This is a genomic window from Pseudomonas sp. GW821-FHT07B01, assembly GCF_059419065.1.
Genome location: NZ_JBWKRA010000014.1, coordinates 90,588 through 113,136 on the forward strand (window position 1 = coordinate 90,588; position 22,549 = coordinate 113,136).

Sequence of the window (22,549 nt, forward strand, 5' to 3'; positions counted from 1 at the left end):
CCTGAATTACTACCTGCAAGCCAGCACGGCGGGAGATTTTTGTTCATTTTGCAAAGACCTCCAGCAATCGGGGCGCAATTCTATCCAGTGGGCGAATTTCAACAGCAGCATCAATCGCCGCCGCCGCTTTGGGCATGCCGTACACCGCCGAGCTTTGCTGATCCTGGGCGATGGTCAAATATCCTTGTTCGCGCATCAACTTGAGGCCCTGGGCCCCGTCGCGCCCCATGCCGGTCAGTAGCACGCCGACGGCGTCACCGTTCCAGTAACTGGCGACACTTTCGAAAAACACGTCGATGGAGGGCCGGTAAATCTCGTTCACCGGCTCTGCGGTATAGGCTAGCGTGCCATTTTTCAACAAGCGAATATGGTGGTTGGTGCCGGCCAGCAATACCACGCCGGGTTGAGGCGGCTCGCCCTCACAGGCCAGGCGCACCGGCAGGCTGGAAGCGCTGCTCAGCCACTCGGCCATGCCGGCGGCGAAGACCTGGTCCACATGCTGTACCAGCACGATGGCGGCGGGAAAATCCCGGGGCAAACCCTTGAGCAGAACTTCCAGTGCCGCCGGCCCACCAGCCGAAGAACCAATGGCCACCAGCCGTTGACGCTTGCCGGTGACCCGCTGCGGCGGGGTTTCGGCACGCACCCGCGTGCCGCGCTGGCCGATCAGCCAACCAATATTGAGGATCTTGCGCAGCAGGGGCGCGGCCGCATCCTTGGGGTTGCCAACGCCCAGTGCCGGGGTGTCCACCACATCCAGGGCGCCGTGGCCCATGGCTTCGAATACGCGGCTGACGTTGGCCTGGCGGTCGACAGTGACGATCACAATCGGGCAAGGCGTGTCGGCCATGATCTGCCGGGTGGCCTCCACCCCATCCATCACCGGCATGATCAGGTCCATCAGGATCAGGTCCGGGGTCAGCTCGGCGCAACGCTGTACCGCTTCCAGGCCATTGCTGGCCACCCATACCACCTCGTGGGCGGGCTCGTAACTCAGGGCGCGGCGCAAGGCCTCCACCGCCAGGGGCATGTCATTGACGATCGCAATCCTCATGCCCGGGCGCCTCCAATCAGTTCAACCACGGCGTCGAGCAAGGCGTCGTCATGGAAACTGGCTTTGGCTAGATAATAGTCGGCCCCGGCGTCGAGGCCACGGCGGCGGTCTTCTTCACGATCCTTGTAGGAAACCACCATCACCGGCAACGATTGCAGGCGACTGTCACGGCGCAAAAGTGTGACCAATTCAATACCGTCCATGCGAGGCATATCAATATCCGTGATAAGCAGGTCGAAGTCCTCGGAGCGCAATGCGTTCCAGCCATCCATGCCATCGACCGCAACAGCGACTTCATAACCACGATTGAGTAATAATTTGCGTTGCAGCTCGCGCACCGTCAGTGAGTCGTCCACCACCAGCACGCGCTTGCGCGGCGCTTCGGTGGCCTGCTGGTTGCGTCGGGCGATGCGCTCCAGGCGCCCGGTATTGAGCAGCTTGTCCACTGAACGCAGCATGTCTTCGACATCGACGATCAACACCACCGAGCCGTCATCGAGCAAGGCCCCGGCAGAAATGTCCTGGACCTTGCCCAGGCGATCATCCAGCGGCAACACCACCAGCGTGCGCTCGCCGATAAAGCGCTCCACGGCAATCCCGTACACGGCATCGCGTTCGCGGATCACCACCACTTTCAAGGTATCTGAAGGGGTCTGCCCCGGCGGGCGCTGCAGCAACTGGCTGGCGGCAACCAGGCCGACGTGTCGGCCTTCATGCCAGAAGTGCTGGCGGCCTTCCAACTGCACGATGTCGTCGGGCGCCAGGTCGCACATGCGTTCGATATGCGCCAGGGGAAAGGCATAGGCTTCTTCGCCGACTTCCACCACCAGGCTGCGCACCACCGACAGGGTCAACGGCACCTCAAGATGGAAGCGGCTGCCCTGCCCCGCAGTCTGCTCCAGCACCACCGCGCCGCGCAGCTGACGAACCATATGTTGCACCGCGTCCAGACCGACCCCGCGCCCGGACACTTCGGTGACTTTGTCGCGCAGGCTGAACCCTGGCAAGAAGAGGAACGTGAGCAGTTCTTCTTCACTCAGACGCAGGGCCGTTTCAACCGGCGACAGATGGCGGTCGACGATGGTGCCGCGCAGGCGCTCGAGGTCGACACCGTTGCCGTCATCGCTCAATTCCAGCACCAACAACCCGGCCTGATGGGACGCACGCAGGCGAATCAAGCCTTCCGCCGGCTTGCCAGCGAGCACGCGTTGCTCAGGGGTTTCGATGCCGTGATCGACCGCATTGCGTAATAGATGGGTGAGCGGCGCTTCGAGTTTTTCCAGCACATCCCGGTCGACCTGGGTCTTTTCGCCCTCAATCTCCAGGCGCACTTGCTTGCCCAGGCTGCGACCTAAGTCACGCACCATGCGCACCTGCCCGGCCAGCACATCGGCAAACGGTCGCATGCGGCAGGCCAATGCGGTGTCGTAGAGCACCTGGGCGCGCTGGCCGGCCTGCCAGCCGAACTCATCCAGCTCGGCGTTTTTTTCCGCCAGCAGGGCCTGGGCTTCACTCAGCAGGCGACGGGTATCGGTCAGGGCCTCCTGGGCTTCCAGGTTCAGATCCAGCGACTTGAGCTGGCCGTCCAGGGCATCCAGCGCACGCAAGCTGTTACTTTGAATGCGCTTGAGGCGTTGCAGGCTGGCCAGGTACGGCTTGAGCCGCTGGGTTTCCACCAGGGATTTGCTGGACAAGTCCAACAGACTGTTCAAGCGCTCAGCCGTCACCCGCAGCACGCGCTCGCCGCCTTCGGTCATGCGTTTGTTCTGGCGCGGCGCGTCACTGCCGAGCGGTGGCGCAGGCTCCAGCTCGGGCTCCAGCAGCAATGCGTCAACCCGCGGCGCGGGGATGGGTTCGGGTTTTGGCGCGGGCGTCGCAATCGGCTGCGAGGGATCGAGCAAGCGCTCCATCAGCGCTACGTACGCCTCGATATCCGCCGGCCCCACATCATTGCCTGGGGTAGCGATACGCATCAGCAGGTCAGTACCTTGCAGTAATGCGTCGATATGTTCAGGTTGCAGATACAGACGGCCTTCCTGGGCACTCACCAGGCAGTCTTCCATGACGTGGGCCACGCTGACGCCGGCATCCACGCCGACAATCCGCGCCGCCCCTTTAAGTGAATGCGCGGCGCGCATGCACGCTTCGAGCTGGTCGGCCTGGGTCGGGTTGCGTTCCAGCGCCAGCAGGCCCGCGCTCAACACCTGGGTCTGCGCATCGGCTTCCAGGCTGAACAGTTCCAACAGCGAGGCATCGCGCATCTGGTCGGGGGTCATGCGAGGCTCCGGGTCACGGCGGACAACAATTGCGCTTCGTCCAGCCAGCGCAGGCTGCGGCCTTTCCACTGCAACACGCCTTGGGTGTAGCGTGCGCTGGCCTGTGTACCGGACACCGATGCGGCCTTCAAGGTGCGCTCATCGATGGCATGGATGCCGTCTACTTCATCCACCGGCACCACGACCGGACCGTCCTGGGCAGCGATGATCAGCATGCGCGGCATGATCCGCCCGCCGCTGGCGCCGGCACTGGTGCTGTCCAGGCCCAACAGTTCCACCAGTGACAGGCACGCCACCAGCGCCCCGCGTACGTTGGCCACGCCCAGCAGCGCTCGGGAACGCTGGTGCGGCAGCGAGTGGATCGGCTGCAGCGGCGCCACTTCCACCAGGCAACGGGTGGCGATACCGAGCCATTCTTCGCCGAGGCGGAACATCAACAGCGAACGGGTGACCACCTCGTTATCCGCTTCGGCAGTTGCCTGCGCGTGATGGTCGTCCTGTTGCAGTGCGTAGCGGTCGAGCAGGCGTGTGGCGGCGGCGGAATACACCGAGCAATTGCGGCAGTGGATATGCTCGGCCAACAACGGGCAGGACTTGTCGCCATGAATACCGATGCGGTTCCAACAGTCGTCAATGGCTTGGGTATCGGTCAGCGTCAGGTCCAGGCCTGCGGTGTCGAGCGCGTCAGGGCTACTCATCGTTTGGTCTCACTGTCAGCTCGCTCGCTACGGGCGGCGCGTGCCTGAAGACGACGCGCGCCGACACTGTCACCCTGGGACTCGAGCAACGCGGCCAGGTGCATCAGGGCCTGGGGATGCTGCGGTTCCAGATACAGAGCTTTTCGGTAATACCCCTGGGCCTCCAGGGCACTGCCAGCCACATCGCTGAGCAGCCCCAACCAGTAAAACACCTGGGCGGCCGGCGGGTGACTGCTCAAATACCGCTCGCAGGCCGCTCGGGCCTCGGCACTTTTGCCCTCGTTGGCCAGGGTTGCGATCTGGCTGAGCAGATCCCCTGCATCGGTATGCGTAGCTTTGACCGGTGGCACGTGGGGGGTGACCGAGCTGAACGGTCGCGGCTTGAGCGGTATCGGCGCCGCCCTGCGCTGCGGTAGCGGCGCGGGCGTCGGTTTGATCACAGGTGCAGCCGGCGCGGCCGGTTCTACATGCCGACTGAAGGCAAAGGACTGCGGCACGCCGATGGAGCGCATGCCGTGGCGCCCCAGCAGGCTGCCCTCGGCCGGGCCGATAAACAGCACACCGTCTACGTGAGTCAATGCCTTGAGCACATCAAAGACCTGTTTCTGGGTCGGCTGGTCGAAGTAGATCAGCAAGTTGCGGCAGAACACAAAATCGTAGGTTGGCTCATTCGCCAGCAGTGCCGGGTCCAGCAAGTTGCCGACTTGCAGGCGCACTTGTTCGCGCACCCGGTCGGCGATGCGGTAATTACCTGCGTCTTCAGTGAAGTGGCGGTCACGAAACTCAAGGTCGGCGCCGCGAAACGAGTTCTTGCCGTACACGCCCCGCCGCGCGCGCTCCACCGACAGCGGGCTGACATCCATGCCCTGCACTTTGAACTGGTGGGGCGCCAACCCCGCATCGAGCAAGGCCATGGCAATCGAATAGGGTTCTTCGCCCGTCGAACACGGCAGGCTGAGAATACGCAGGGCGCGCAGCTGATTGATCTCGGCCAGACGCACCTGGGCCAGGCGGGCCAGGGTTGCAAAGGATTCGGGATAGCGGAAAAACCAGGTCTCGGGGACGATCACCGCTTCGATCAGCGCCTGCTGCTCGTCATGGGAGGTTTGCAGGTGTTGCCAGTAAGCCTCCGCCGACTGCGACTGGGACGACTGGCAGCGCTGGCGCACCGCGCGTTCGATAATCGCCTCGCCCACCGAAGCGACGTCCAGGCCGATGCGTTCTTTCAAAAACGCGAAAAACCGCGGGTCATTGCTCATAGGCTCAACTCGGCGGAAAACAGCAAGGCGCGCACTGGCGCGGTCAACAGATCCGCAACGCCAATCCACTGCATCAAGCCCTGGGCATCTTCACGCACCGGCCCCAGGTACGGCGCCTGCCGGTTGTCCAGGCCATAGGGCTGGAATTCGGCGGGGTCGCAACGCAGGGTGTCGGTGGCCTGTTCCAAAATCAGCCCCAGCCAACGCGCCTCACTCCAGGGCTGCGGCTGGTAATTGACCAGCACCAGGCGCGTGCTGGTACGCGCCTGAGCCGAAGTGCCGAACGTCAGGGCGCTCAAGTCGATGACCGGCACCAGCACCCCACGATGGGCGAAGATACCCGCCACCCACAAGGGCGCTTGGGCGATAGGTTTGAGCGCCAGGCGCGGCAGCACCTCGGCCACTTCCGTGGCCTTGAGGGCAAAGCGTTCGTTGCCGATGCGAAACACCAGAAACAACGCCTTTTTCGCTGCCGGGACGGCACCGCGTTTAGCCGCGAGTTCGCTCATCAGACTTTGAAACGCGAGACGCCGCTGCGCAGACCGACCGCAACCTGGCTCAGTTCATCAATGGCAAAGCTGGCCTGGCGCAGGGATTCGACGGTCTGGCTGCTGGCATCGCCCAATTGCACCAGCGCGTGGTTGATCTGCTCGGCACCGGTGGCCTGGGCCTGCATGCCTTCGTTGACCATCAGCACCCGCGGCGCCAGGGCCTGTACCTGATGGATGATCTGCGACAGTTGCTCGCCCACTTGCTGCACCTCAGACATGCCGCGGCGCACCTCCTCGGAGAATTTGTCCATGCCCATCACCCCTGCCGACACCGCCGACTGGATCTCACGCACCATCTGCTCAATGTCGTAGGTCGCCACAGCGGTCTGGTCGGCCAGGCGGCGCACTTCGGTGGCAACCACGGCAAAGCCGCGGCCGTACTCACCGGCTTTCTCAGCCTCGATCGCAGCATTGAGGGACAACAGGTTGGTCTGGTCGGCCACCTTGACGATGGTGACTACCACCTGGTTGATGTTGCCGGCCTTCTCATTGAGGATCGCCAGCTTGGCGTTGACCAGGTCGGCGGCGCCCATCACCGAGTGCATGGTTTCTTCCATGCGGGCCAGGCCCTGCTGGCCGGAACCGGCAGCCACCGAGGCCTGGTCGGCGGCGGTGGACACTTCGGTCATGGTGCGGACCAAGTCCTTGGACGTGGCGGCAATCTCGCGGGAAGTGGCGCCGATTTCGGTGGTGGTGGCTGCGGTTTCTGTCGCGGTCGCCTGTTGCTGTTTGGAGGTCGCGGCAATCTCGGTGACCGAGGTGGTGACCTGCACCGATGAACGCTGCGCCTGGGACACCAGGGCAGTCAGCTCGGTCATCATGTCGTTGAAGCCGGTTTCAACCGCGTTGAATTCGTCCTTGCGCTCCAGGTTCAGGCGCTTGCTCAGGTCACCGGTGCGCATGACTTCGAGGATTTGAACGATGCGCTGCATCGGCGCCATGATCGCGCGCATCAGCAACAGGCCACACAGCGCGGCGGCGAGAATCGCCAGCAACAGCGAGACGCCCATGCTGATCTTCGCGGCCGCTACCGCATCATCGATGGCGGCGGTGGCGTTGTCGGCGACCTGTTTGTTTTCGTTGATAATGTCATTGAGCTTCATGCGGCCTGCTGTCCAGGCGGGGGTCAGTTGCTCGTTGAACAACCTCAGTGCTTCGGCGGCGTTATTGCTCTGATGGGCCGCCAAAACCTGGGCGAGAATCTGGTTGTAGCTCTGGTGCAGTTTTTCGAAGGCATCGAATTCGGTGCGATCCTGGGTGATATTGATCGTCCCCGCGTAGCTGGCCATATGCTGCTCAAGCCGAGCTTCGAAAGACTTGTAATCCTGTTTGTCGGTTTCGGAAATGCCCTGGTTCTCGTGGATTCCGACCAACTCCTGGGTTTGCAGGTAGCTGTCGACCCAGGCGCTGCGAATCATCGAGCTGAAAAACACCCCGGGCACCGCATCGTCCCGCACTGAGTTTTCGCTGATTTCGATTTTCAGCAAGCGCGAATACGAGACCACGACCATCAGCAGCATGATCGCGATAATTACCGCAAAGCTCGCCAAAATCCTTTGGCGCAGGGTCCAGTTCTTCACAGTAATTCCTCGCAGGGCCATTCAAATGGAGGGGAGTATAGCTGAGCGGCTGCGCGCTTTTATCAAGGCTTTTGATGTGCAGTGCACAGAATGCAGATGTGCTCGCGTTGGCCACAGCTATCTACACAATTTTGGTACGGCGCTGGACCTGTGGCGAGGGAGCTTGCTCCCGTGACGGCCTGACAGCCGACGCCTACCCACCTGCCCCCCACGGTCTGAATGTGGGAGCTGGCTTGCCTGCGATGGCGGCAACGCTTATCTACCAGACACCCCGCGATCCAACTGTGGGAGCGGGCTTGCTCGCGAAGACGGCCTGGCAGGTAACACAGTTGGATTGTGTACATATCCATTGCTGCGGTAACGGCTACTTAGGGTTCCGCTTTTACAGCGGGTCACTTTTGGAAAAGAGCCCGGAATGCCGGCCCAGCCAAAAGTAACCAAAAGGGCTCTTGCCCCACCACTCGGCACCTCGCTTCGCATCGTGGTTAGGGTGTTGATACCTATGCCGCGATGGCGTCAGTCAGTCATAAATAGAGTGACTGGTCTACCGCATTCGCGAGCAAGCCCGCTCCCACATTTTGATTGGCGTGCGGCCTTGTTTATGCGTTAAGCCGCACTTGTTTTTCCAACTCAAGCTTCAAGCCGGGCTCAAGTTTCAGTTGGCGGGCCAGTTCGTCCAGGTAGGCTTTTTCCATGAAGTTTTCCTCATCCACCAGCATCACGCTGGCGATGTACATTTCGGCGGCCATTTCCGGGGTGCTGGCGGCGCGGGCGACGTCGGTGGGGTCCAGGGGCTTGTTGAGTTCGGCGTGCAGCCAGTGTTGCAGCTCCTGGTCGTTGTCCAGCTTGGTAAATTCGCCTTCGATCAAGGCGCGCTCGCGCTCATCCACATGCCCATCAGCCTTGGCCGCGGCCACCAGTGCCTTGAGAATGCCCTGGCTGTGTTGCTCCACCTGGTCAGCCGGCAGGCGGTCGATGGTTTGCGGCTCGCCTTGGGGCGCGCTGGCCTGCTGGGCTTGCCAGTTGCCGTAAGCCTTGTAGGCAATCACACCCAGTGCGGCCAGGCCGCCGTAGGTGAGCGCCTTGCCGCCGAATTTGCGGGCTTTCTTATTGCCCAGCAGCAAGCCCATGGCCCCCGCCGCCAGGGCGCCGCCGCCGGCACCGCCGAGCATGCTGCCGAGCCCGCCACCGCTGAGCAAGCCACCGAGGGCGCCCTTGTCATTGGATTTGCGTTGGCCGCCGGCCTTGTTTTGCAACATGTCCTGGCCAGACTTGAGCAACTGATCGAGCAATCCACGGGTATTCATTCGTAGCCTCCAGACACTTGGGTTCGTAGGACCAATAGGCCTCCAGCGTAAAACTAAGTGCCAAAAAGCCGCGATCTAGAGTGCTTCCAGATGTAACGTCCTCCTGCGATGCTGGAAATGTCTTGTTGCACATGCAACGCCATCATCCCGCCATCAATCAATTTGCCTTGCTCATCGAACCGCTTAAGCTATCCGGCGTCTGTTTATTGTCCGTTGCGTTTGGCCGAAGGCATGTCCGAACCGTTATTTCTGATCCGCTACGTGCCAGGAACGGCGCGGGATTTGCTCACGACAGGTTGTCTCTATGCACCGCAGGAATTTGCTCAAAGCATCCATGGCCATTGCGGCTTACACCGGTTTGTCCGCCAGTGGCCTGCTGGCCGCGCAGGCCTGGGCCGGGAATCGGGCTGCCGATGGCAAGGCCGTGGCGTTCGATTTCGAATCGCTCAAGGCCCAGGCCAAGCAATTGGCCACCCGTGGCTATCAGGACACTAAGCAGGTGCTGCCGCCGACCCTGGCCACCATGACCCCGCAGAATTTCAACGCCATCGGCTATGACCGTAACCATTCGCTGTGGAAGGAGTTGAACGGCCAACTGGACGTGCAGTTCTTCCACGTCGGCATGGGCTTCAAGACGCCGGTGCGCATGCACAGCGTCGACCCCAAGACCCGTGAGGCCCGCGAAGTGCATTTTCGCCCTTCACTGTTCAACTATGAAAAAACCACGGTGGACACCCAGCAATTGACCGGCGACCTGGGTTTCTCCGGTTTCAAGCTGTTCAAGGCGCCGGAGCTGGACCGCCATGACGTGCTGTCGTTTCTCGGCGCCAGCTACTTCCGTGCGGTGGATTCCACCGGCCAGTACGGCCTCTCGGCGCGTGGCCTGGCGATTGATACCTACGCGAAAAAACGCGAGGAATTCCCCGATTTCACGCAGTTCTGGTTCGAAATTCCGGACAAGAACGCCACGCGCTTTGTGGTCTACGCCCTGCTCGACTCGCCAAGCGCCACCGGCGCCTACCGCTTCGATATCGACTGCCAGGCCAACCAAGTGGTGATGGCGATCGACGCGCACATCAATGCGCGCACCGCCATCGAGCAACTGGGCATCGCGCCCATGACCAGTATGTTCAGCTGCGGCACCCATGAGCGCCGCATGTGCGACACCATCCACCCGCAAATCCACGACTCGGACCGCCTGGCCATGTGGCGCGGCAACGGCGAGTGGATCTGCCGGCCCCTGAACAACCCGGCCAAGTTGCAATTCAACGCGTTCGCCGATACCAACCCCAAAGGCTTCGGCCTGGTGCAGACCGACCATGAGTTCGCCAGCTACCAGGACACCGTCGACTGGTACAGCAAACGCCCAAGCCTGTGGGTTGAACCGACCACGGCCTGGGGCGAAGGCTCCATCGACTTGCTGGAAATCCCCACCACTGGCGAAACCCTGGACAATATCGTGGCCTTCTGGACCCCGAAAAAGCCTGTGGCCGCCGGTGATTCGCTCAACTACGGCTACAAGCTGTACTGGAGCGCACTGCCGCCAGTGAGCACGCCGCTGGCACAGGTCGATGCGACCCGTTCCGGCATGGGCGGCTTTACCGAAGGCTGGGCACCCGGCGAGCATTATCCGAAGGTATGGGCGCGGCGTTTCGCCGTGGACTTCAAGGGCGGCGGCCTGGATCGCCTGCCAGCGGGCACCGGCATCGAGCCCGTGGTGACCTGTTCCCATGGTGAGGTGAAGGACTTCAGTGTGCTGGTGCTGGACAACATCAAGGGCTACCGCATCCTGTTCGACTGGTACCCCACCAGCGACAGCGTGGAACCCGTCGAATTGCGCCTGTTTATACGAACCCAGGACCGCACCCTCAGTGAAACCTGGCTGTATCAGTACTTCCCACCTGCCCCAGAGCAACGCAAATACACCTGATGCCACACTGCACGATCATTCCCACGCAATAACGTGGGAATGATCGGATTTGGCTCAGAATCGCGACACGCTTTTCATCGCGCCAATCAGATAGCGCATCGCCACCTGATCGCTCTCGGTCAGCGCCCGGTATTGCACCAGCAACTCCATCTCATCTGAACTCAACCTTCGACCCCGCAAGGACATCCGGCGACTCAGAAAAGACGCCACCGCACCCGCTACGCCATAGGACTTGGCCATGGACCGCTACTCCTGATATCAGTCAAACACTCCTGGTGCCCATTTCCCAACTCCCGGGAAGCGCAACGGCTTCGCGGACCAACCGCCTGTCTCCCTGGGCCAGGAGTCGGGCTTACCCTTAGCGTAGAAACTATCTCACCATTCGTGGGATTTTTTTAGAGTATTAACTTAAAAAAATAACGTCGGTAATAAAAGCCTACAGCCATTACTCACGCAGGGGTCGATACAGGTGGATGTCTAGCGGTTCTTGCGCATAAAGCTCAGCGTGGGGTTGCTGCAACAAATGGCAACCATGGCGCAGGTAAAAGTCCACGGTGTTACGCGACTCCGTCGCCGAGATATAGAGCGCTTGGACCCCCACTTGCCGGCCGTGCTCACAAGCCAGCGCCAACAACCGACCGCCCAGACCAGTACCGCGGGCACTATGGCTGACATGCAGGAATTTCAACTGCCGCATCAGCAAGCCCTGGTGATGGAAGGACCGATTGTCCACCACCACTGCGGCGACCAGCACCGGGCCGTCGAATACGCCCCACAACCACCCGCCGCGCTGGAGGCAGGCACGCAGCGCCACCGCATCCTGTTCAGCCTCGCCTTCGGGCCAGCCGCGCATATCATGATGTGTGGCATACAACACCAGTTCGCCGCAGTCCATGCGATAGCACGCCGGGATCAGCTCCGTACGATCGATGGTTGCCAGCAAAGGGATATCGTCTTCGGTTAACGCGCGTTCCACCAGCATAAGCTTCTCCTGCTTAACAACCGCCGAGGATCAGCCTTCCTATAAACGCGAGCAAGAAAAAACCCACCGTGTCAGGGTGGGTCCGGTAGGGCCGTGTGCAGGATCAATCGCGCAGATCCGACTCATGAATCGGCTGGTCGCGGTGGGTGGCCCGTTGGTATTGCGCGGGCCAGATGGCCTTGCGCCCACCCAGATCATCGTCGGCATGCAAAGGCCAGTACGGGTCGCGCAGCAGTTCCCGGGCCAGGAAGATGATGTCGGCCTGGCAAGTGCGCAGGATATGCTCGGCCTGGGCCGGTTCGGTAATCATGCCAACCGTGCCGGTGGCCATGCCCGACTCCTTGCGCACGCGCTCGGCGAAGCGCGTCTGGTAGCCGGGGCCGGTAGGAATCTCGGCATTGGCGGCGGTACCACCGGACGACACGTCGATCAGATCCACCCCGAGGTCTTTCAGACGGCGCGCCAACTCCACGGTTTCATCCGGGTTCCAACCGTCTTCCACCCAATCGGTGGCCGACACGCGCACAAACAGCGGCAACTCCTCAGGCCACACGGCGCGCACGGCCTTGGTGACTTCCAGCACCAGGCGAATGCGGTTTTCGAAGGAGCCGCCGTAGTGGTCCTGACGCTGGTTGCTGATCGGCGAGAGAAACTGGTGCAGCAGGTACCCGTGGGCGGCGTGGATTTCCACCACTTCAAAGCCTGCGGTCAAGGCGCGCCTGGCGGCGGCGACAAAGTCGGCGATTACTTGCTGGATCTGCCCTTCGTCCAATGGCTTGGGCTGGGTGTGATTGGGGTCAAACGCAATTGGCGAAGGCCCCACCGGCACCCAGCCGCCCTCCTCCGGCTTGACGCTGCCGTGTTTGCCGATCCATGGCCGATGGGTGCTGGCCTTGCGCCCGGCATGGGCCAGCTGGATCCCAGCCACCGCGCCCTGGGCCGCGATAAAACGGGTGATGCGCCGCAATGGTTCGATCTGAGCGTCGTTCCACAGGCCCAGGTCTTGGGCGGTGATACGGCCATCGGCGGTCACCGCCGTGGCCTCGGTAAAAATCAGCCCGGCGCCACCCACGGCCCGGCTACCGAGATGCACCAGGTGCCAGTCATTGGCCAGGCCATCGTCGCTGGAGTATTGGCACATGGGTGAAACCGCGATGCGGTTAAGCAGGGTCAATTGGCGCAGGGTATAAGGTTCGAGCAGCTGACTCATGGCGCACCTCTTCTGGGCTTCATAGGCATTTTTGTAGGAGCGAGCTCGCTCCTACCAGCCTAGTCGACAACCATCGTTTGCACAGGGTTCAGAAGGAAAGCGGGAGCCGATTGCCGGCTCCCGGTAGGCAGCGCCTTACATCTCGACCTGGGTGCCCAGCTCGATCACACGGTTGACCGGCAGTTTGAAGAACCGCAAGTTGCCGTTGGCGTTTTTCAACATGAAGGCAAACAACACTTCGCGCCAACGGGCCATGCCTTTGATGCGCGAGGCAATCACCGTTTCACGGCTGAGGAAGTAGGTGGTGCGCATCGGGCTGAAGTCCAGGTCATCCAGATGGCACAGTTTCAGCGCTTCAGGCACATCCGGCTCATCGGTGAAACCGAAGTGCAGGATCACGCGGAAGAAGCCTTCGCCGTAGGCATCCACCTCGAAGCGTCGCGCCGCTGGCACCCGTGGAATGTCTTCGTAAACCACGGTCAACAGTACCACCTGCTCATGCAGCACCTGGTTATGCAGCAGGTTATGCAATAGAGCATGGGGCACGGCGTCGGGCCGCGCGGTGAGGAACACCGCCGTGCCCTGAACGCGATGGGGCGGCTGTACGCGGATACTGCTGATAAAGATCGGCAACGGCAGGCCACCCTCGTCGAGACGGCCGACCAGCAATTGCTTGCCACGCTTCCAGGTGGTCATCAGCACGAATAGCACGATCCCGGCCAGTACCGGGAAGGCGCCGCCCTGGACGATCTTCGGCGCGTTGGCGGCGAAGAACAGGCCATCCACCAACAGGCAGCAGAGCAACAGCGGCACGGCCAGCACCGGTGGCCACTTCCACAGCAGCAGCATCACCGCCGATACCAGGATGGTGGTCATCAGCATAGTGCCGGTCACCGCTACACCGTAGGCCGAGGCCAGAGCGCCGGAGGATTCGAAACCCAGCACCAGCAAGATCACGCCGACCATCAACGACCAGTTCACTGCACCGATGTAGATCTGGCCCTGTTCGGCACTGGAGGTGTGCTGGATATGCATGCGCGGGATGTAACCCAGCTGGATCGCCTGGCGGGTCAACGAGAACGCGCCGGAAATCACCGCCTGGGAAGCAATCACCGTGGCCATGGTGGACAAGCCCACCAACGGGACCAGTGCCCAGCTCGGCGCCAGCAGGTAGAACGGGTTGCGCGCCGCCTCCGGATCGCCCAGCAGCATCGCGCCCTGGCCAAAATAGTTCAGCACCAGCGCCGGCAGCACCAGCAGGAACCAGGCGCGGGCGATGGGTTTGCGGCCGAAGTGGCCCATGTCGGCGTACAACGCTTCAGCGCCGGTCAATGCCAGCACCACCGCGCCGAGGATCGCCACGCCAATACCGGGGTGAACCATGAAGAAGCGCACACCCCATGCCGGGTTCAGCGCATTGAGCACTTCGGGTTGCTGCAGGATGCCGTACACCCCCAGGCCGCCCAACACCAGGAACCAGGTCACCATCACCGGGCCAAACAGCTTGCCGATGCGGTCGGTGCCGTGTTTCTGGATCAGGAACAGCGCCACCAGCACCACCAGGGCAATGGGCACCACCCATTTTTCCAGGCCGTCGAACGCCAGTTCCAAGCCTTCGATGGCCGACAACACCGAAATTGCCGGGGTGATCATGCTGTCGCCGTAGAACAACGCCGCGCCACACAGGCCACACACCACCAGGAAACTGCGCAATTTCGTGTGCTTGCCGGCAGCTCGCCGGGCCAACGCGGTGAGAGCCATGATGCCGCCCTCGCCCTGGTTGTCGGCACGCAGCACGAACAGCACGTACTTGATCGACACCACCCAGATCAGCGACCAGAAGATCAGCGCCAGGATCCCCAGGACGCCGTCATGGTTGACCTGCACCCCATAACCACCGTTGAACACCTCTTTAAGGGTGTACAGCGGGCTGGTCCCGATATCGCCATAAACCACCCCGACCGCCGCCACCAGCATGCCAATCGGCTTGGCTTTTGAATGCTCGGCACCTGCTGCCTGACTACTTGCCTGACCCATCAACCACTCCTGCCCTTTTGACCTGAGGTCTTTTATAAACAGCGCTTCTAAGCTGACCCTAGCATGCGCTGTTTTACTTCTCGTAACAGACGTTTTATTGACCCAAGGGCTTTACCCGAGCGTAACGGCGCGAAGCATAGCGCAGCACTCGTCGCATTTCCCCGTTCAAGTGAACGGGGTGTCGTTTTAGGCAATCAGTCATAGCGGGCACAGCAGCACTTTGGCGCCTTTTTGCCTGCATTGATCACATTTACGGCCAACCGTATATTCCTGGCCCGGCTCAGTCGTGCTGCCTGGGTGGTGTGAGCAGGAGCGCCTTGGCCGGATTACCTGATCAGTCAGTCGTGCATTCGCATGGCGCGCAGTCGATATAAAAACTCAACTATCGGACTGTCTCTTTTAAGGTACACTCCTCATGTACGAAGTGAAACACGTACTGTCAATCAACGGCGTGGATATCTTCCAGGCTTGGCTGGATACAGTGCAGGACACGCGTTCGAAAGCAAGAATCACCACCAGAGTGGATCGAGCGTCCCTTGGTCACTTTGGCGTTACCGAGCCAGTGGGTGATGGGGTCTTTGAGATGAAGCTCGATTTCGGCCCGGGGTTTCGCTTGTATTACGCCGTCCAGGATCGAAAAATCATTTTCCTATTGGGCGGTGGTTCGAAGGCCAGACAGCAGAACGATATCGATCAGGCCAAGGCTCTCTGGAAATCTTACAAGGTGCAGCAAAAATGACCATTCGTACCCGCCCGCACGAAGATAGCGTTCTGGAAATGCTTCGCAACGACGAAGCATTCGCCCTCGAATATTTATCTGTCGCGCTTGAGGAAATAGATGAAGCCGGTGGCGAGGACGCTTTCCTTGTCGCTATCCGTCGAGTGGCGGAAGCCCGTGGTGGGATGCTCAGCTTGTCGCAGAACACAGGACTCAATAGAGCAAACCTCTACAGGTCCATCGGCGTCGGCGGCGATCCTAAGCTCTCCACTTTGCTTAAAGTCCTCCAGGCGTTAGGTGTGGGCATGTCTAAAGTGGTATCGCACCGAACCGAACAAGACATCCGGGCTTAAGCGCGCGCCAGTGGCTATGGGGATGACCCGGCGCAGCACTCGTCGTATTTCCCTGCATAAAGCTGGTCAAGTGCGTTGCCCACCGATAGAATTGCGCACTTTTTGATCAGAGGCGCACCAAGCGCCCATCCGTTGCCTTGTCGTGCACGACCGGCAGCGTCATTCAATACCGAGGTTAGACATGTCCACCACCATCGCAAAAGCCAACCCCAAGGTTGGCTTTGTTTCCCTGGGTTGCCCGAAGGCGCTTGTCGACTCCGAGCGCATCCTCACGCAATTGCGTATGGAAGGCTACGACGTCGTGTCCACTTACCAGGACGCCGATGTGGTGGTGGTCAACACCTGCGGCTTCATCGACTCGGCCAAGGCCGAATCCCTGGAAGTGATCGGCGAAGCCATCAAGGAAAACGGCAAGGTCATCGTGACCGGCTGCATGGGGGTGGAAGAAGGCAATATCCGCAACGTGCACCCGAGCGTGCTGGCCGTGACCGGCCCGCAGCAGTACGAGCAGGTGGTCAACGCCGTGCACGAAGTGGTGCCGCCACGTCAGGACCACAACCCGCTGATCGACCTGGTGCCGCCCCAGGGCATCAAGCTGACCCCGCGTCACTACGCGTACCTGAAGATTTCTGAAGGCTGCAACCACAGCTGCAGCTTCTGCATCATCCCGTCGATGCGCGGCAAGCTGGTGAGCCGTCCGGTCGGTGATGTGCTTGATGAGGCCCAGCGCCTGGTCAAGTCTGGCGTCAAGGAGCTGCTGGTGATCTCCCAGGACACCAGCGCTTACGGCGTCGATGTGAAATACCGCACCGGCTTCTGGAACGGCGCGCCGGTGAAAACCCGCATGACCGAGCTGTGCGAAGCCCTCAGCAGCCTGGGCGTGTGGGTGCGCCTGCACTATGTTTACCCGTACCCGCACGTGGACGAGTTGATCCCGTTGATGGCCGCCGGCAAGATCCTGCCGTACCTGGACATCCCGTTCCAGCACGCCAGCCCGAAAGTGCTCAAGGCGATGAAACGCCCGGCGTTCGAAGACAAGACCCTGGCACGCATCAAGAACTGGCGCGAGATCTGCCCGGAGCTGATCATCCGCTCCACCTTCATCGTCGGTTTCCCCGGCGAGACCGAGGAAGACTTCCAGTACCTGTTGGACTGGCTGACCGAAGCGCAGCTGGACCGCGTCGGTTGCTTCCAGTACTCGCCGGTGGAAGGTGCACCCGCCAACCTGCTGGACTTGGCCGTGGTACCGGACGACGTCAAGCAAGACCGTTGGGAGCGCTTCATGGCGCACCAGCAGGCCATCAGCTCGGCACGCCTGCAACTGCGCATCGGCAAGGAAATCGAAGTGCTGATCGATGAAGTCGACGAGCAAGGCGCGGTGGGTCGTTGCTTCTTCGACGCCCCTGAAATTGACGGTAACGTGTTTATCGACGATGCCAGCGGCCTGAAGCCGGGTGACAAAGTCTGGTGCACTGTGACCGACGCCGACGAGTACGACTTGTGGGCTGAAAAGCGCGACTGATCGCACGGTGATAAAAAAGCCTCGCCTCTGAGAAGATGCGGGGCTTTTTTAGGTCTATCGTATTGTCCATCAACCCCGAATACAGCAAGGGACAGCGGGTATGCGTCAGCATTCGGTGATTCACACACCTAAAACCAGCGACTACACGCGCCTGGTGCAGATCTGGGAGGACTCGGTACGCGCCACCCACGACTTCCTCCCGGACAGCTATATCGACATGTTGAAAAACCTGGTGCTGACCCGCTACCTCGATGCGGTCATGCTGATCTGCACCAAGGACTCATGCCAACGCATCACCGGGTTCGCCGGAGTGTCGGGGGGCAAAGTGGAAATGCTGTTTATCGACCCGCACCACCGTGGCCAGGGACTGGGCCGGCAATTGCTGGGTTACGCGATCGAACACATGAATGCCGATGAACTGGACGTCAACGAACAGAACCCCCAGGCCCTGGGTTTTTACCTCAAGCAAGGCTTCGAGGTGATCGGGCGAACGGACCATGATGGGCTTGGGCAGCCTTATCCGTTGTTGCACCTGCGTCTGCGCCAGCAGCAACAGGCCCGTAATGCCTGAACTGTGGGAGCTGGCTTGCCTGCGAAGGCGTCGGGTCAGTCTACCCATCCGGTGCTGGTATACCGCCATCGCAGGCAAGCCAGCTCCCACATTTAACCCGTGTTGTGTCAGTTAAGTAATTGTTATGGCCCATGTGCTGAAATGGGGCCGGGATTAACCGGCGCCAGGCAGGTACAATAGTGGCCCCCTTTTGTTACGGCCCTTGTCATGACTGACCCCATACGCCTCTCCAAACGCCTTATCGAACTGGTCGGTTGCTCCCGTCGGGAGGCTGAGCTGTTTATCGAAGGCGGCTGGGTCTCGGTGGACGGCGAAGTGATCGACGAGCCGCAGTTCAAGGTCACTGACGAGAAAGTCGAGCTGGACCCGGAAGCTAAAGCCACCGCGCCAGAGCCGGTGACTATCCTGCTGCACGCCCCCGCAGGCGTGGATGCTGAAACCGCCATGGCCTCGATCAGCGCCGAAACCCTTTCTGAAGAGCACCGCTTCGGCAAGCGTCCGCTCAAGGGGCACTTTCTGCGCCTGAGCGCCAGCGCCGACCTGCAAGCCAAGGCCAGTGGCCTGCTGGTGTTCACCCAGGACTGGAAGATTCTGCGCAAGTTGACCGCCGATGCCGCCAAGATCGAGCAGGAATACGTGGTGGAAGTCGAAGGCGACATGGTTGCCCACGGCCTTAACCGCCTGAACCACGGCCTGACCTACAAAGGCAAAGAGCTGCCTGCCGTCAAAGCCAGCTGGCAGAACGAGAACCGCCTGCGCTTTGCGCTGAAAAACCCGCAACCCGGCGTGATCGCGCTGTTCTGCGAAGCCGTTGGCCTGAAAGTCATCGCCATCCGCCGCATCCGCATCGGCGGCGTGTCCATTGGCAAGGTGCCAGTGGGCCAATGGCGTTACCTGTCCGGCAAAGAAAAGTTTTAAGCCGTTCCCTTTTCCCGACACCGCCTGATTCCGGCGGTGTCATCAGTTGAATACCAGGATTGCCCACCATGATTCACAACGACGTACTGCGCAGCGTGCGCTACATGCTCGACATCAGCGACAACAAGATGGTCGAGATCATCAAGCTCGGCGGCATGGACGTGACCAAGGAAGACCTGCTCACCTACCTCAAAAAAGATGAGGAAGAAGGCTTCGTGTTCTGCCCGGATGAAGTCATGGCCCACTTCCTCGATGGCTTGGTGATTTTCAAGCGCGGCAAGGACGAAAGCCGCCCGCCGCAGCCGATCGAAACCCCGGTGACCAACAACATCATCCTGAAAAAGCTGCGCGTGGCCTTCGAACTGAAGGAAGACGACATGCATGCAATCCTCAAGGCGGCGGAGTTCCCGGTGTCCAAGCCAGAGCTGAGCGCGCTGTTTCGCAAGTTTGGTCATACCAACTACCGCACCTGTGGCGATCAGCTGCTGCGTAACTTCCTCAAGGGCCTGACCTTGCGGGTCCGTGCCTAAGCCCATGAGTTACCAGGTCTCGCCCGTCGGCTTCGTACGCTCCTGTTTCAAGGAGAAGTTCGCCATCCCGCGCCAACCGCAACTGGCACCGGCTGCCCGTGGCGTGCTGGAGCTGGTGGCGCCGTTCGACCAGGGTGAGGCGGTGCAGGGGCTGGAGCAGGTCAGCCATGTGTGGCTGCTGTTTCTGTTTCATCAGGCCCTGGAAGACAAGCCACGCCTGAAAGTGCGCCCGCCACGCCTGGGCGGCAATACGTCCATGGGCGTGTTTGCCACCCGCGCAACCCATCGTCCCAATGGCATCGGCCAGTCGGTGGTGAAGCTGGACAAGGTGGAACCGGGGCGCCTGTGGATTTCCGGCATAGATTTGCTCGATGGCACGCCGGTGTTGGATATCAAGCCGTATGTGCCTTATGCCGATATCGTGGATGCGGCCACCAACGACATCGCCAGCGATGCGCCCGCGCTGATCGGCGTGCAATGGCTCAAGGCTGCACTGCAACAGGCGCAAGGCCATGCACAGCGCCTTGGTGAACCGTTGGTGGAGTTGATTGATCAGTGCCTGGCGCAAGATCCGCGACCGGCCTACCAAACGCCCGGTCCTGAGCGTGAATACGGTGTGCGGTTCTGGGATGTGGATGTGCGCTGGCACTACCCGGAGCCGGGGATGATTTGTGTGCTGGAAGTGGTTTCGGCTAAATAGGGCGAAAACCAAATGTGGGAGCTGGCTTGCCTGCGATGCAGACACCTCAGTGGTTCAGTTGAACCGAGGTGATGCTATCGCAGGCAAGCCAGCTCCCACACTTTTTGGATCGCCGGTGTTACTGACTCTGTATTACTTCTCGACGAACGCACGCTCGATCAAATAATCACCCGGCTCACGCATCCGTGGCGATACCTTCAGGCCGAAGCTGTTCAACACTTCGCTGGTCTCATCCAACATGCTTGGGCTGCCGCACAGCATGGCGCGGTCGTCCTCGGGGTTGATCGGTGGCAGGCCGATGTCGCTGAACAGTTTGCCGCTGCGCATCAGGTCGGTCAGGCGACCTTCGTTTTCGAACGGCTCGCGGGTCACGGTCGGGTAGTAGATCAACTTGTCACGCAGGGCCTCGCCGAAGAACTCGTTCTGCGGCAGGTGCTCGGTGATGAATTCGCGGTAGGCGACTTCGTTGACGTAGCGCACGCCGTGGCACAGGATGACTTTTTCGAAACGCTCATAGGTCTCCGGGTCCTGGATCACGCTCATGAATGGAGCGAGGCCAGTACCGGTGCTGAGCAGGTACAGATGCTTGCCCGGCTTCAAATCGTCAAGCACCAGGGTGCCTGTCGGTTTTTTGCTGATGATGATCTCGTCGCCTTCCTTCAGATGCTGCAACTGGGAAGTGAGCGGGCCATCGGGCACCTTGATGCTGAAGAACTCCAGATGCTCTTCCCAGTTCGGGCTGGCAATGGAGTAAGCGCGCATGAGCGGGCGGCCGTTGGGCTGTTGCAGGCCGATCATCACGAACTGACCGTTCTCGAAGCGCAGGCCCGGATCGCGGGTGCACTTGAAGCTGAACAGAGTGTCGTTCCAGTGATGAACACTGAGGACACGCTCGTGGTTCATGTTGCTCATGTACGGGGGACTCCTGGAAATGGGTCTGCGCCAAAGGTATGGATGCGCAATTGCACAGCATTCTAATGGCGGCGACAATATCTGTTAACTGGATTATTAAGATAAGGGTTATCGGTTATATCGATATGCGATTTACTCTCCGTCAACTGCAAGTTTTCGTCGCCGTCGCCCAGCAGGAAAGCGTCTCGCGCGCTGCTGGCCTTCTGGCCTTATCTCAATCCGCCGCCAGCACCTCGATTACCGAGCTGGAGCGTCAATCCAGCTGTCAATTATTCGACCGCGCCGGTAAGCGCCTGAGCCTCAACGCCCTCGGTCACCAGCTGTTGCCCCAGGCGGTGGCATTGCTGGACCAGGCCAAGGAGATCGAAGACCTGCTCAACGGCAAGTCAGGCTTCGGCTCCCTGGCGGTCGGCGCCACGCTGACCATAGGCAATTACCTGGCGACACTGCTGATTGGCAGCTTTATGCAGCAACACCCCGAGAGCCAGGTAAAGCTGCATGTGCAGAACACTGCCCATATCGTGCATCAGGTTGCCCACTACGAAATTGACCTGGGTCTAATCGAAGGCGACTGTAGCCACCCGGATATCGAGGTGCAGACCTGGGTAGAAGATGAGCTGGTGGTGTTCTGTGCGCCCCAGCATCATTTGGCCAAGCGTGGGGTGGCCACCATGGACGAGTTGACCCACGAAGCGTGGATCCTGCGGGAACAGGGCTCGGGCACGCGACTGACCTTTGATCAGGCAATGCGTCATCACCGCAGCGCGCTGAATATCCGCCTGGAGCTGGAACACACCGAGGCGATCAAACGGGCAGTGGAGTCGGGCTTGGGGATTGGCTGCATTTCGCGGCTGGCGCTGCGCGATGCCTTCCGCCGTGGCAGCCTGGTGCCGGTGGAAACCCCGGACCTGGACTTGGCCCGGCAGTTCTACTTCATCTGGCACAAGCAGAAGTACCAGACCTCGGCGATGCGCGAGTTTCTCGAACTGTGCCGCGCCTTCACCGCTGGGGTGCAGCGCAGCGACGAGATCGTGCTGCCGAGTATCGCTTGATCGTCAGATCAGGATTACGGCCCATACCAGGGTGATCATGGTCAGTGCCACGAATTGCGCGGCGCTGCCCATGTCCTTGGCGTTTTTCGACAGCGGGTGGCGGTCCAGGGAAATACGGTCAATGGCCGCTTCTACCGCTGAGTTGAGCAATTCGACGATCAGCGCCAACAAACACACTGCAATCAGCAGCGCCCGTTCAACCCGGCTGACCTGCAGGAAAAAGCTCAAGGGGATCAGGATGACGTTCAGCAACACCAACTGGCGGAATGCCGCCTCGCCAGTGAAAGCCGCACGCAGGCCATCCAGGGAATAGCCCCCTGCATTGAAGATACGTTTGATACCGGTTTGACCCTTGAAAGGCGACATAGATGTAGGCAACTGAACCAAAG

Annotated in this window: 22 protein-coding genes; 9 read left to right on the forward strand and 13 right to left on the reverse strand. The window is 60.7% G+C overall.

What is annotated here, in order from left to right; translation table 11 throughout:
* Positions 1 to 43: 43 nt before the first annotated feature.
* The 7 genes from AC07S6_RS16965 to AC07S6_RS16995 form a co-directional block, all read right to left on the reverse strand.
* Positions 44 to 1,054: a chemotaxis response regulator protein-glutamate methylesterase gene (locus tag AC07S6_RS16965; RefSeq protein ID WP_130174755.1), complete on the reverse strand. Its 1,011-nt coding sequence runs from the start codon at positions 1,052 to 1,054 to the stop codon at positions 44 to 46.
* Complete coding sequence (locus AC07S6_RS16970) at positions 1,051 to 3,330, reverse strand: hybrid sensor histidine kinase/response regulator (protein WP_495112664.1); 2,280 nt, start codon at positions 3,328 to 3,330, stop codon at positions 1,051 to 1,053. Before AC07S6_RS16970 ends, AC07S6_RS16965 begins: the two co-directional genes overlap by 4 nt.
* The gene (locus tag AC07S6_RS16975) at positions 3,327 to 4,028 is read right to left on the reverse strand and encodes a chemotaxis protein CheW (protein ID WP_034126506.1); all 702 of its coding nucleotides are present in this window, start codon (positions 4,026 to 4,028) and stop codon (positions 3,327 to 3,329) included. The genes AC07S6_RS16970 and AC07S6_RS16975 overlap by 4 nt, the downstream gene beginning before the upstream one ends.
* Positions 4,025 to 5,287, reverse strand: coding sequence for a CheR family methyltransferase (locus AC07S6_RS16980; protein ID WP_495112665.1), 1,263 nt, complete (start codon positions 5,285 to 5,287; stop codon positions 4,025 to 4,027). Before AC07S6_RS16980 ends, AC07S6_RS16975 begins: the two co-directional genes overlap by 4 nt.
* Positions 5,284 to 5,796, reverse strand: coding sequence for a chemotaxis protein CheW (locus AC07S6_RS16985; RefSeq protein ID WP_034126504.1), 513 nt, complete (start codon positions 5,794 to 5,796; stop codon positions 5,284 to 5,286). Before AC07S6_RS16985 ends, AC07S6_RS16980 begins: the two co-directional genes overlap by 4 nt.
* Positions 5,796 to 7,418, reverse strand: a complete 1,623-nt coding sequence (locus AC07S6_RS16990) for a methyl-accepting chemotaxis protein (protein ID WP_014717193.1) — start codon at positions 7,416 to 7,418, stop codon at positions 5,796 to 5,798. Before AC07S6_RS16990 ends, AC07S6_RS16985 begins: the two co-directional genes overlap by 1 nt.
* A gap of 599 nt (positions 7,419 to 8,017) precedes the next feature.
* Positions 8,018 to 8,725, reverse strand: coding sequence for a tellurite resistance TerB family protein (locus tag AC07S6_RS16995; protein ID WP_034126502.1), 708 nt, complete (start codon positions 8,723 to 8,725; stop codon positions 8,018 to 8,020).
* Between the two features lie 304 nt (positions 8,726 to 9,029).
* Here AC07S6_RS16995 and AC07S6_RS17000 point away from each other — a divergent pair, with 304 nt between their 5' ends.
* Entirely contained in the window at positions 9,030 to 10,655 is a 1,626-nt protein-coding gene (locus tag AC07S6_RS17000; protein WP_495112666.1) for a glucan biosynthesis protein D, read from the forward strand.
* A 54-nt stretch (positions 10,656 to 10,709) separates the two neighbouring features.
* Here the strand turns inward: AC07S6_RS17000 and AC07S6_RS17005 are convergent, their stop codons facing one another.
* The 4 genes from AC07S6_RS17005 to AC07S6_RS17020 form a co-directional block, all read right to left on the reverse strand.
* Positions 10,710 to 10,895, reverse strand: a complete 186-nt coding sequence (locus AC07S6_RS17005; protein WP_014717190.1) for a hypothetical protein — start codon at positions 10,893 to 10,895, stop codon at positions 10,710 to 10,712.
* Between the two features lie 205 nt (positions 10,896 to 11,100).
* On the reverse strand, positions 11,101 to 11,637 hold the full coding sequence (locus AC07S6_RS17010) for a GNAT family N-acetyltransferase (protein WP_201491239.1): 537 nt from the start codon (positions 11,635 to 11,637) through the stop codon (positions 11,101 to 11,103).
* Between the two features lie 103 nt (positions 11,638 to 11,740).
* Positions 11,741 to 12,847, reverse strand: coding sequence for an NADH:flavin oxidoreductase/NADH oxidase (locus AC07S6_RS17015; RefSeq protein ID WP_032903266.1), 1,107 nt, complete (start codon positions 12,845 to 12,847; stop codon positions 11,741 to 11,743).
* Between the two features lie 135 nt (positions 12,848 to 12,982).
* Entirely contained in the window at positions 12,983 to 14,884 is a 1,902-nt protein-coding gene (locus AC07S6_RS17020; RefSeq protein WP_032903268.1) for a potassium transporter Kup, read from the reverse strand.
* A 415-nt stretch (positions 14,885 to 15,299) separates the two neighbouring features.
* On the opposite strand from AC07S6_RS17020, the gene AC07S6_RS17025 reads away from it, so the two are divergent.
* The 7 genes from AC07S6_RS17025 to tsaA all read left to right on the forward strand — a co-directional run bounded on the left by AC07S6_RS17025 (position 15,300) and on the right by tsaA (position 20,196).
* Positions 15,300 to 15,623 (forward strand): type II toxin-antitoxin system RelE/ParE family toxin, encoded by a 324-nt coding sequence (locus AC07S6_RS17025; RefSeq protein ID WP_495112667.1) that lies wholly within the window; start codon positions 15,300 to 15,302, stop codon positions 15,621 to 15,623.
* Entirely contained in the window at positions 15,620 to 15,955 is a 336-nt protein-coding gene (locus tag AC07S6_RS17030; RefSeq protein ID WP_014717185.1) for an addiction module antidote protein, read from the forward strand. Before AC07S6_RS17025 ends, AC07S6_RS17030 begins: the two co-directional genes overlap by 4 nt.
* Positions 15,956 to 16,136: 181 nt before the next feature.
* A complete protein-coding gene (rimO, locus tag AC07S6_RS17035; protein ID WP_003231334.1) occupies positions 16,137 to 17,477 on the forward strand; it encodes a 30S ribosomal protein S12 methylthiotransferase RimO in 1,341 nt (446 codons plus the stop codon).
* A gap of 100 nt (positions 17,478 to 17,577) precedes the next feature.
* A complete protein-coding gene (locus AC07S6_RS17040; RefSeq protein ID WP_236281434.1) occupies positions 17,578 to 18,048 on the forward strand; it encodes a GNAT family N-acetyltransferase in 471 nt (156 codons plus the stop codon).
* Positions 18,049 to 18,255: 207 nt separating this feature from the next.
* On the forward strand, positions 18,256 to 18,966 hold the full coding sequence (locus tag AC07S6_RS17045; RefSeq protein ID WP_106111045.1) for an rRNA pseudouridine synthase: 711 nt from the start codon (positions 18,256 to 18,258) through the stop codon (positions 18,964 to 18,966).
* 68 nt (positions 18,967 to 19,034) lie between these two features.
* The gene (locus AC07S6_RS17050; RefSeq protein ID WP_005785469.1) at positions 19,035 to 19,496 is read left to right on the forward strand and encodes a YehS family protein; all 462 of its coding nucleotides are present in this window, start codon (positions 19,035 to 19,037) and stop codon (positions 19,494 to 19,496) included.
* 4 nt (positions 19,497 to 19,500) lie between these two features.
* A complete protein-coding gene (tsaA, locus tag AC07S6_RS17055; RefSeq protein WP_495112668.1) occupies positions 19,501 to 20,196 on the forward strand; it encodes a tRNA (N6-threonylcarbamoyladenosine(37)-N6)-methyltransferase TrmO in 696 nt (231 codons plus the stop codon).
* Positions 20,197 to 20,328: 132 nt separating this feature from the next.
* On the opposite strand, the gene fpr is transcribed toward tsaA, so the two are convergent.
* Entirely contained in the window at positions 20,329 to 21,108 is a 780-nt protein-coding gene (gene fpr, locus AC07S6_RS17060) for a ferredoxin-NADP reductase (RefSeq protein WP_003189055.1), read from the reverse strand.
* A 125-nt stretch (positions 21,109 to 21,233) separates the two neighbouring features.
* Between fpr and AC07S6_RS17065 the strand changes: the two genes are divergently transcribed.
* On the forward strand, positions 21,234 to 22,160 hold the full coding sequence (locus AC07S6_RS17065) for a LysR family transcriptional regulator (protein ID WP_003189054.1): 927 nt from the start codon (positions 21,234 to 21,236) through the stop codon (positions 22,158 to 22,160).
* 3 nt (positions 22,161 to 22,163) lie between these two features.
* On the opposite strand, the gene AC07S6_RS17070 is transcribed toward AC07S6_RS17065, so the two are convergent.
* Positions 22,164 to 22,526: a diacylglycerol kinase gene (locus AC07S6_RS17070; protein WP_003189051.1), complete on the reverse strand. Its 363-nt coding sequence runs from the start codon at positions 22,524 to 22,526 to the stop codon at positions 22,164 to 22,166.
* Positions 22,527 to 22,549: the final 23 nt, after the last annotated feature.

Coding starts and splice junctions, on each gene's coding strand:
- AC07S6_RS16965 (WP_130174755.1), bottom strand. CDS start 1,054: ATGAGGATTGCGATCGTCAATGACATGCCCCTGGCGGTGGAGGCCTTG.
- AC07S6_RS16970 (WP_495112664.1), bottom strand. CDS start 3,330: ATGACCCCCGACCAGATGCGCGATGCCTCGCTGTTGGAACTGTTCAGC.
- AC07S6_RS16975 (WP_034126506.1), bottom strand. CDS start 4,028: ATGAGTAGCCCTGACGCGCTCGACACCGCAGGCCTGGACCTGACGCTG.
- AC07S6_RS16980 (WP_495112665.1), bottom strand. CDS start 5,287: ATGAGCAATGACCCGCGGTTTTTCGCGTTTTTGAAAGAACGCATCGGC.
- AC07S6_RS16985 (WP_034126504.1), bottom strand. CDS start 5,796: ATGAGCGAACTCGCGGCTAAACGCGGTGCCGTCCCGGCAGCGAAAAAG.
- AC07S6_RS16995 (WP_034126502.1), bottom strand. CDS start 8,725: ATGAATACCCGTGGATTGCTCGATCAGTTGCTCAAGTCTGGCCAGGAC.
- AC07S6_RS17000 (WP_495112666.1), top strand. CDS start 9,030: ATGCACCGCAGGAATTTGCTCAAAGCATCCATGGCCATTGCGGCTTAC.
- AC07S6_RS17005 (WP_014717190.1), bottom strand. CDS start 10,895: ATGGCCAAGTCCTATGGCGTAGCGGGTGCGGTGGCGTCTTTTCTGAGT.
- AC07S6_RS17010 (WP_201491239.1), bottom strand. CDS start 11,637: ATGCTGGTGGAACGCGCGTTAACCGAAGACGATATCCCTTTGCTGGCA.
- AC07S6_RS17015 (WP_032903266.1), bottom strand. CDS start 12,847: ATGAGTCAGCTGCTCGAACCTTATACCCTGCGCCAATTGACCCTGCTT.
- AC07S6_RS17020 (WP_032903268.1), bottom strand. CDS start 14,884: ATGGGTCAGGCAAGTAGTCAGGCAGCAGGTGCCGAGCATTCAAAAGCC.
- AC07S6_RS17025 (WP_495112667.1), top strand. CDS start 15,300: ATGTACGAAGTGAAACACGTACTGTCAATCAACGGCGTGGATATCTTC.
- AC07S6_RS17030 (WP_014717185.1), top strand. CDS start 15,620: ATGACCATTCGTACCCGCCCGCACGAAGATAGCGTTCTGGAAATGCTT.
- rimO (WP_003231334.1), top strand. CDS start 16,137: ATGTCCACCACCATCGCAAAAGCCAACCCCAAGGTTGGCTTTGTTTCC.
- AC07S6_RS17040 (WP_236281434.1), top strand. CDS start 17,578: ATGCGTCAGCATTCGGTGATTCACACACCTAAAACCAGCGACTACACG.
- AC07S6_RS17045 (WP_106111045.1), top strand. CDS start 18,256: ATGACTGACCCCATACGCCTCTCCAAACGCCTTATCGAACTGGTCGGT.
- AC07S6_RS17050 (WP_005785469.1), top strand. CDS start 19,035: ATGATTCACAACGACGTACTGCGCAGCGTGCGCTACATGCTCGACATC.
- tsaA (WP_495112668.1), top strand. CDS start 19,501: ATGAGTTACCAGGTCTCGCCCGTCGGCTTCGTACGCTCCTGTTTCAAG.
- fpr (WP_003189055.1), bottom strand. CDS start 21,108: ATGAGCAACATGAACCACGAGCGTGTCCTCAGTGTTCATCACTGGAAC.
- AC07S6_RS17065 (WP_003189054.1), top strand. CDS start 21,234: ATGCGATTTACTCTCCGTCAACTGCAAGTTTTCGTCGCCGTCGCCCAG.
- AC07S6_RS17070 (WP_003189051.1), bottom strand. CDS start 22,526: ATGTCGCCTTTCAAGGGTCAAACCGGTATCAAACGTATCTTCAATGCA.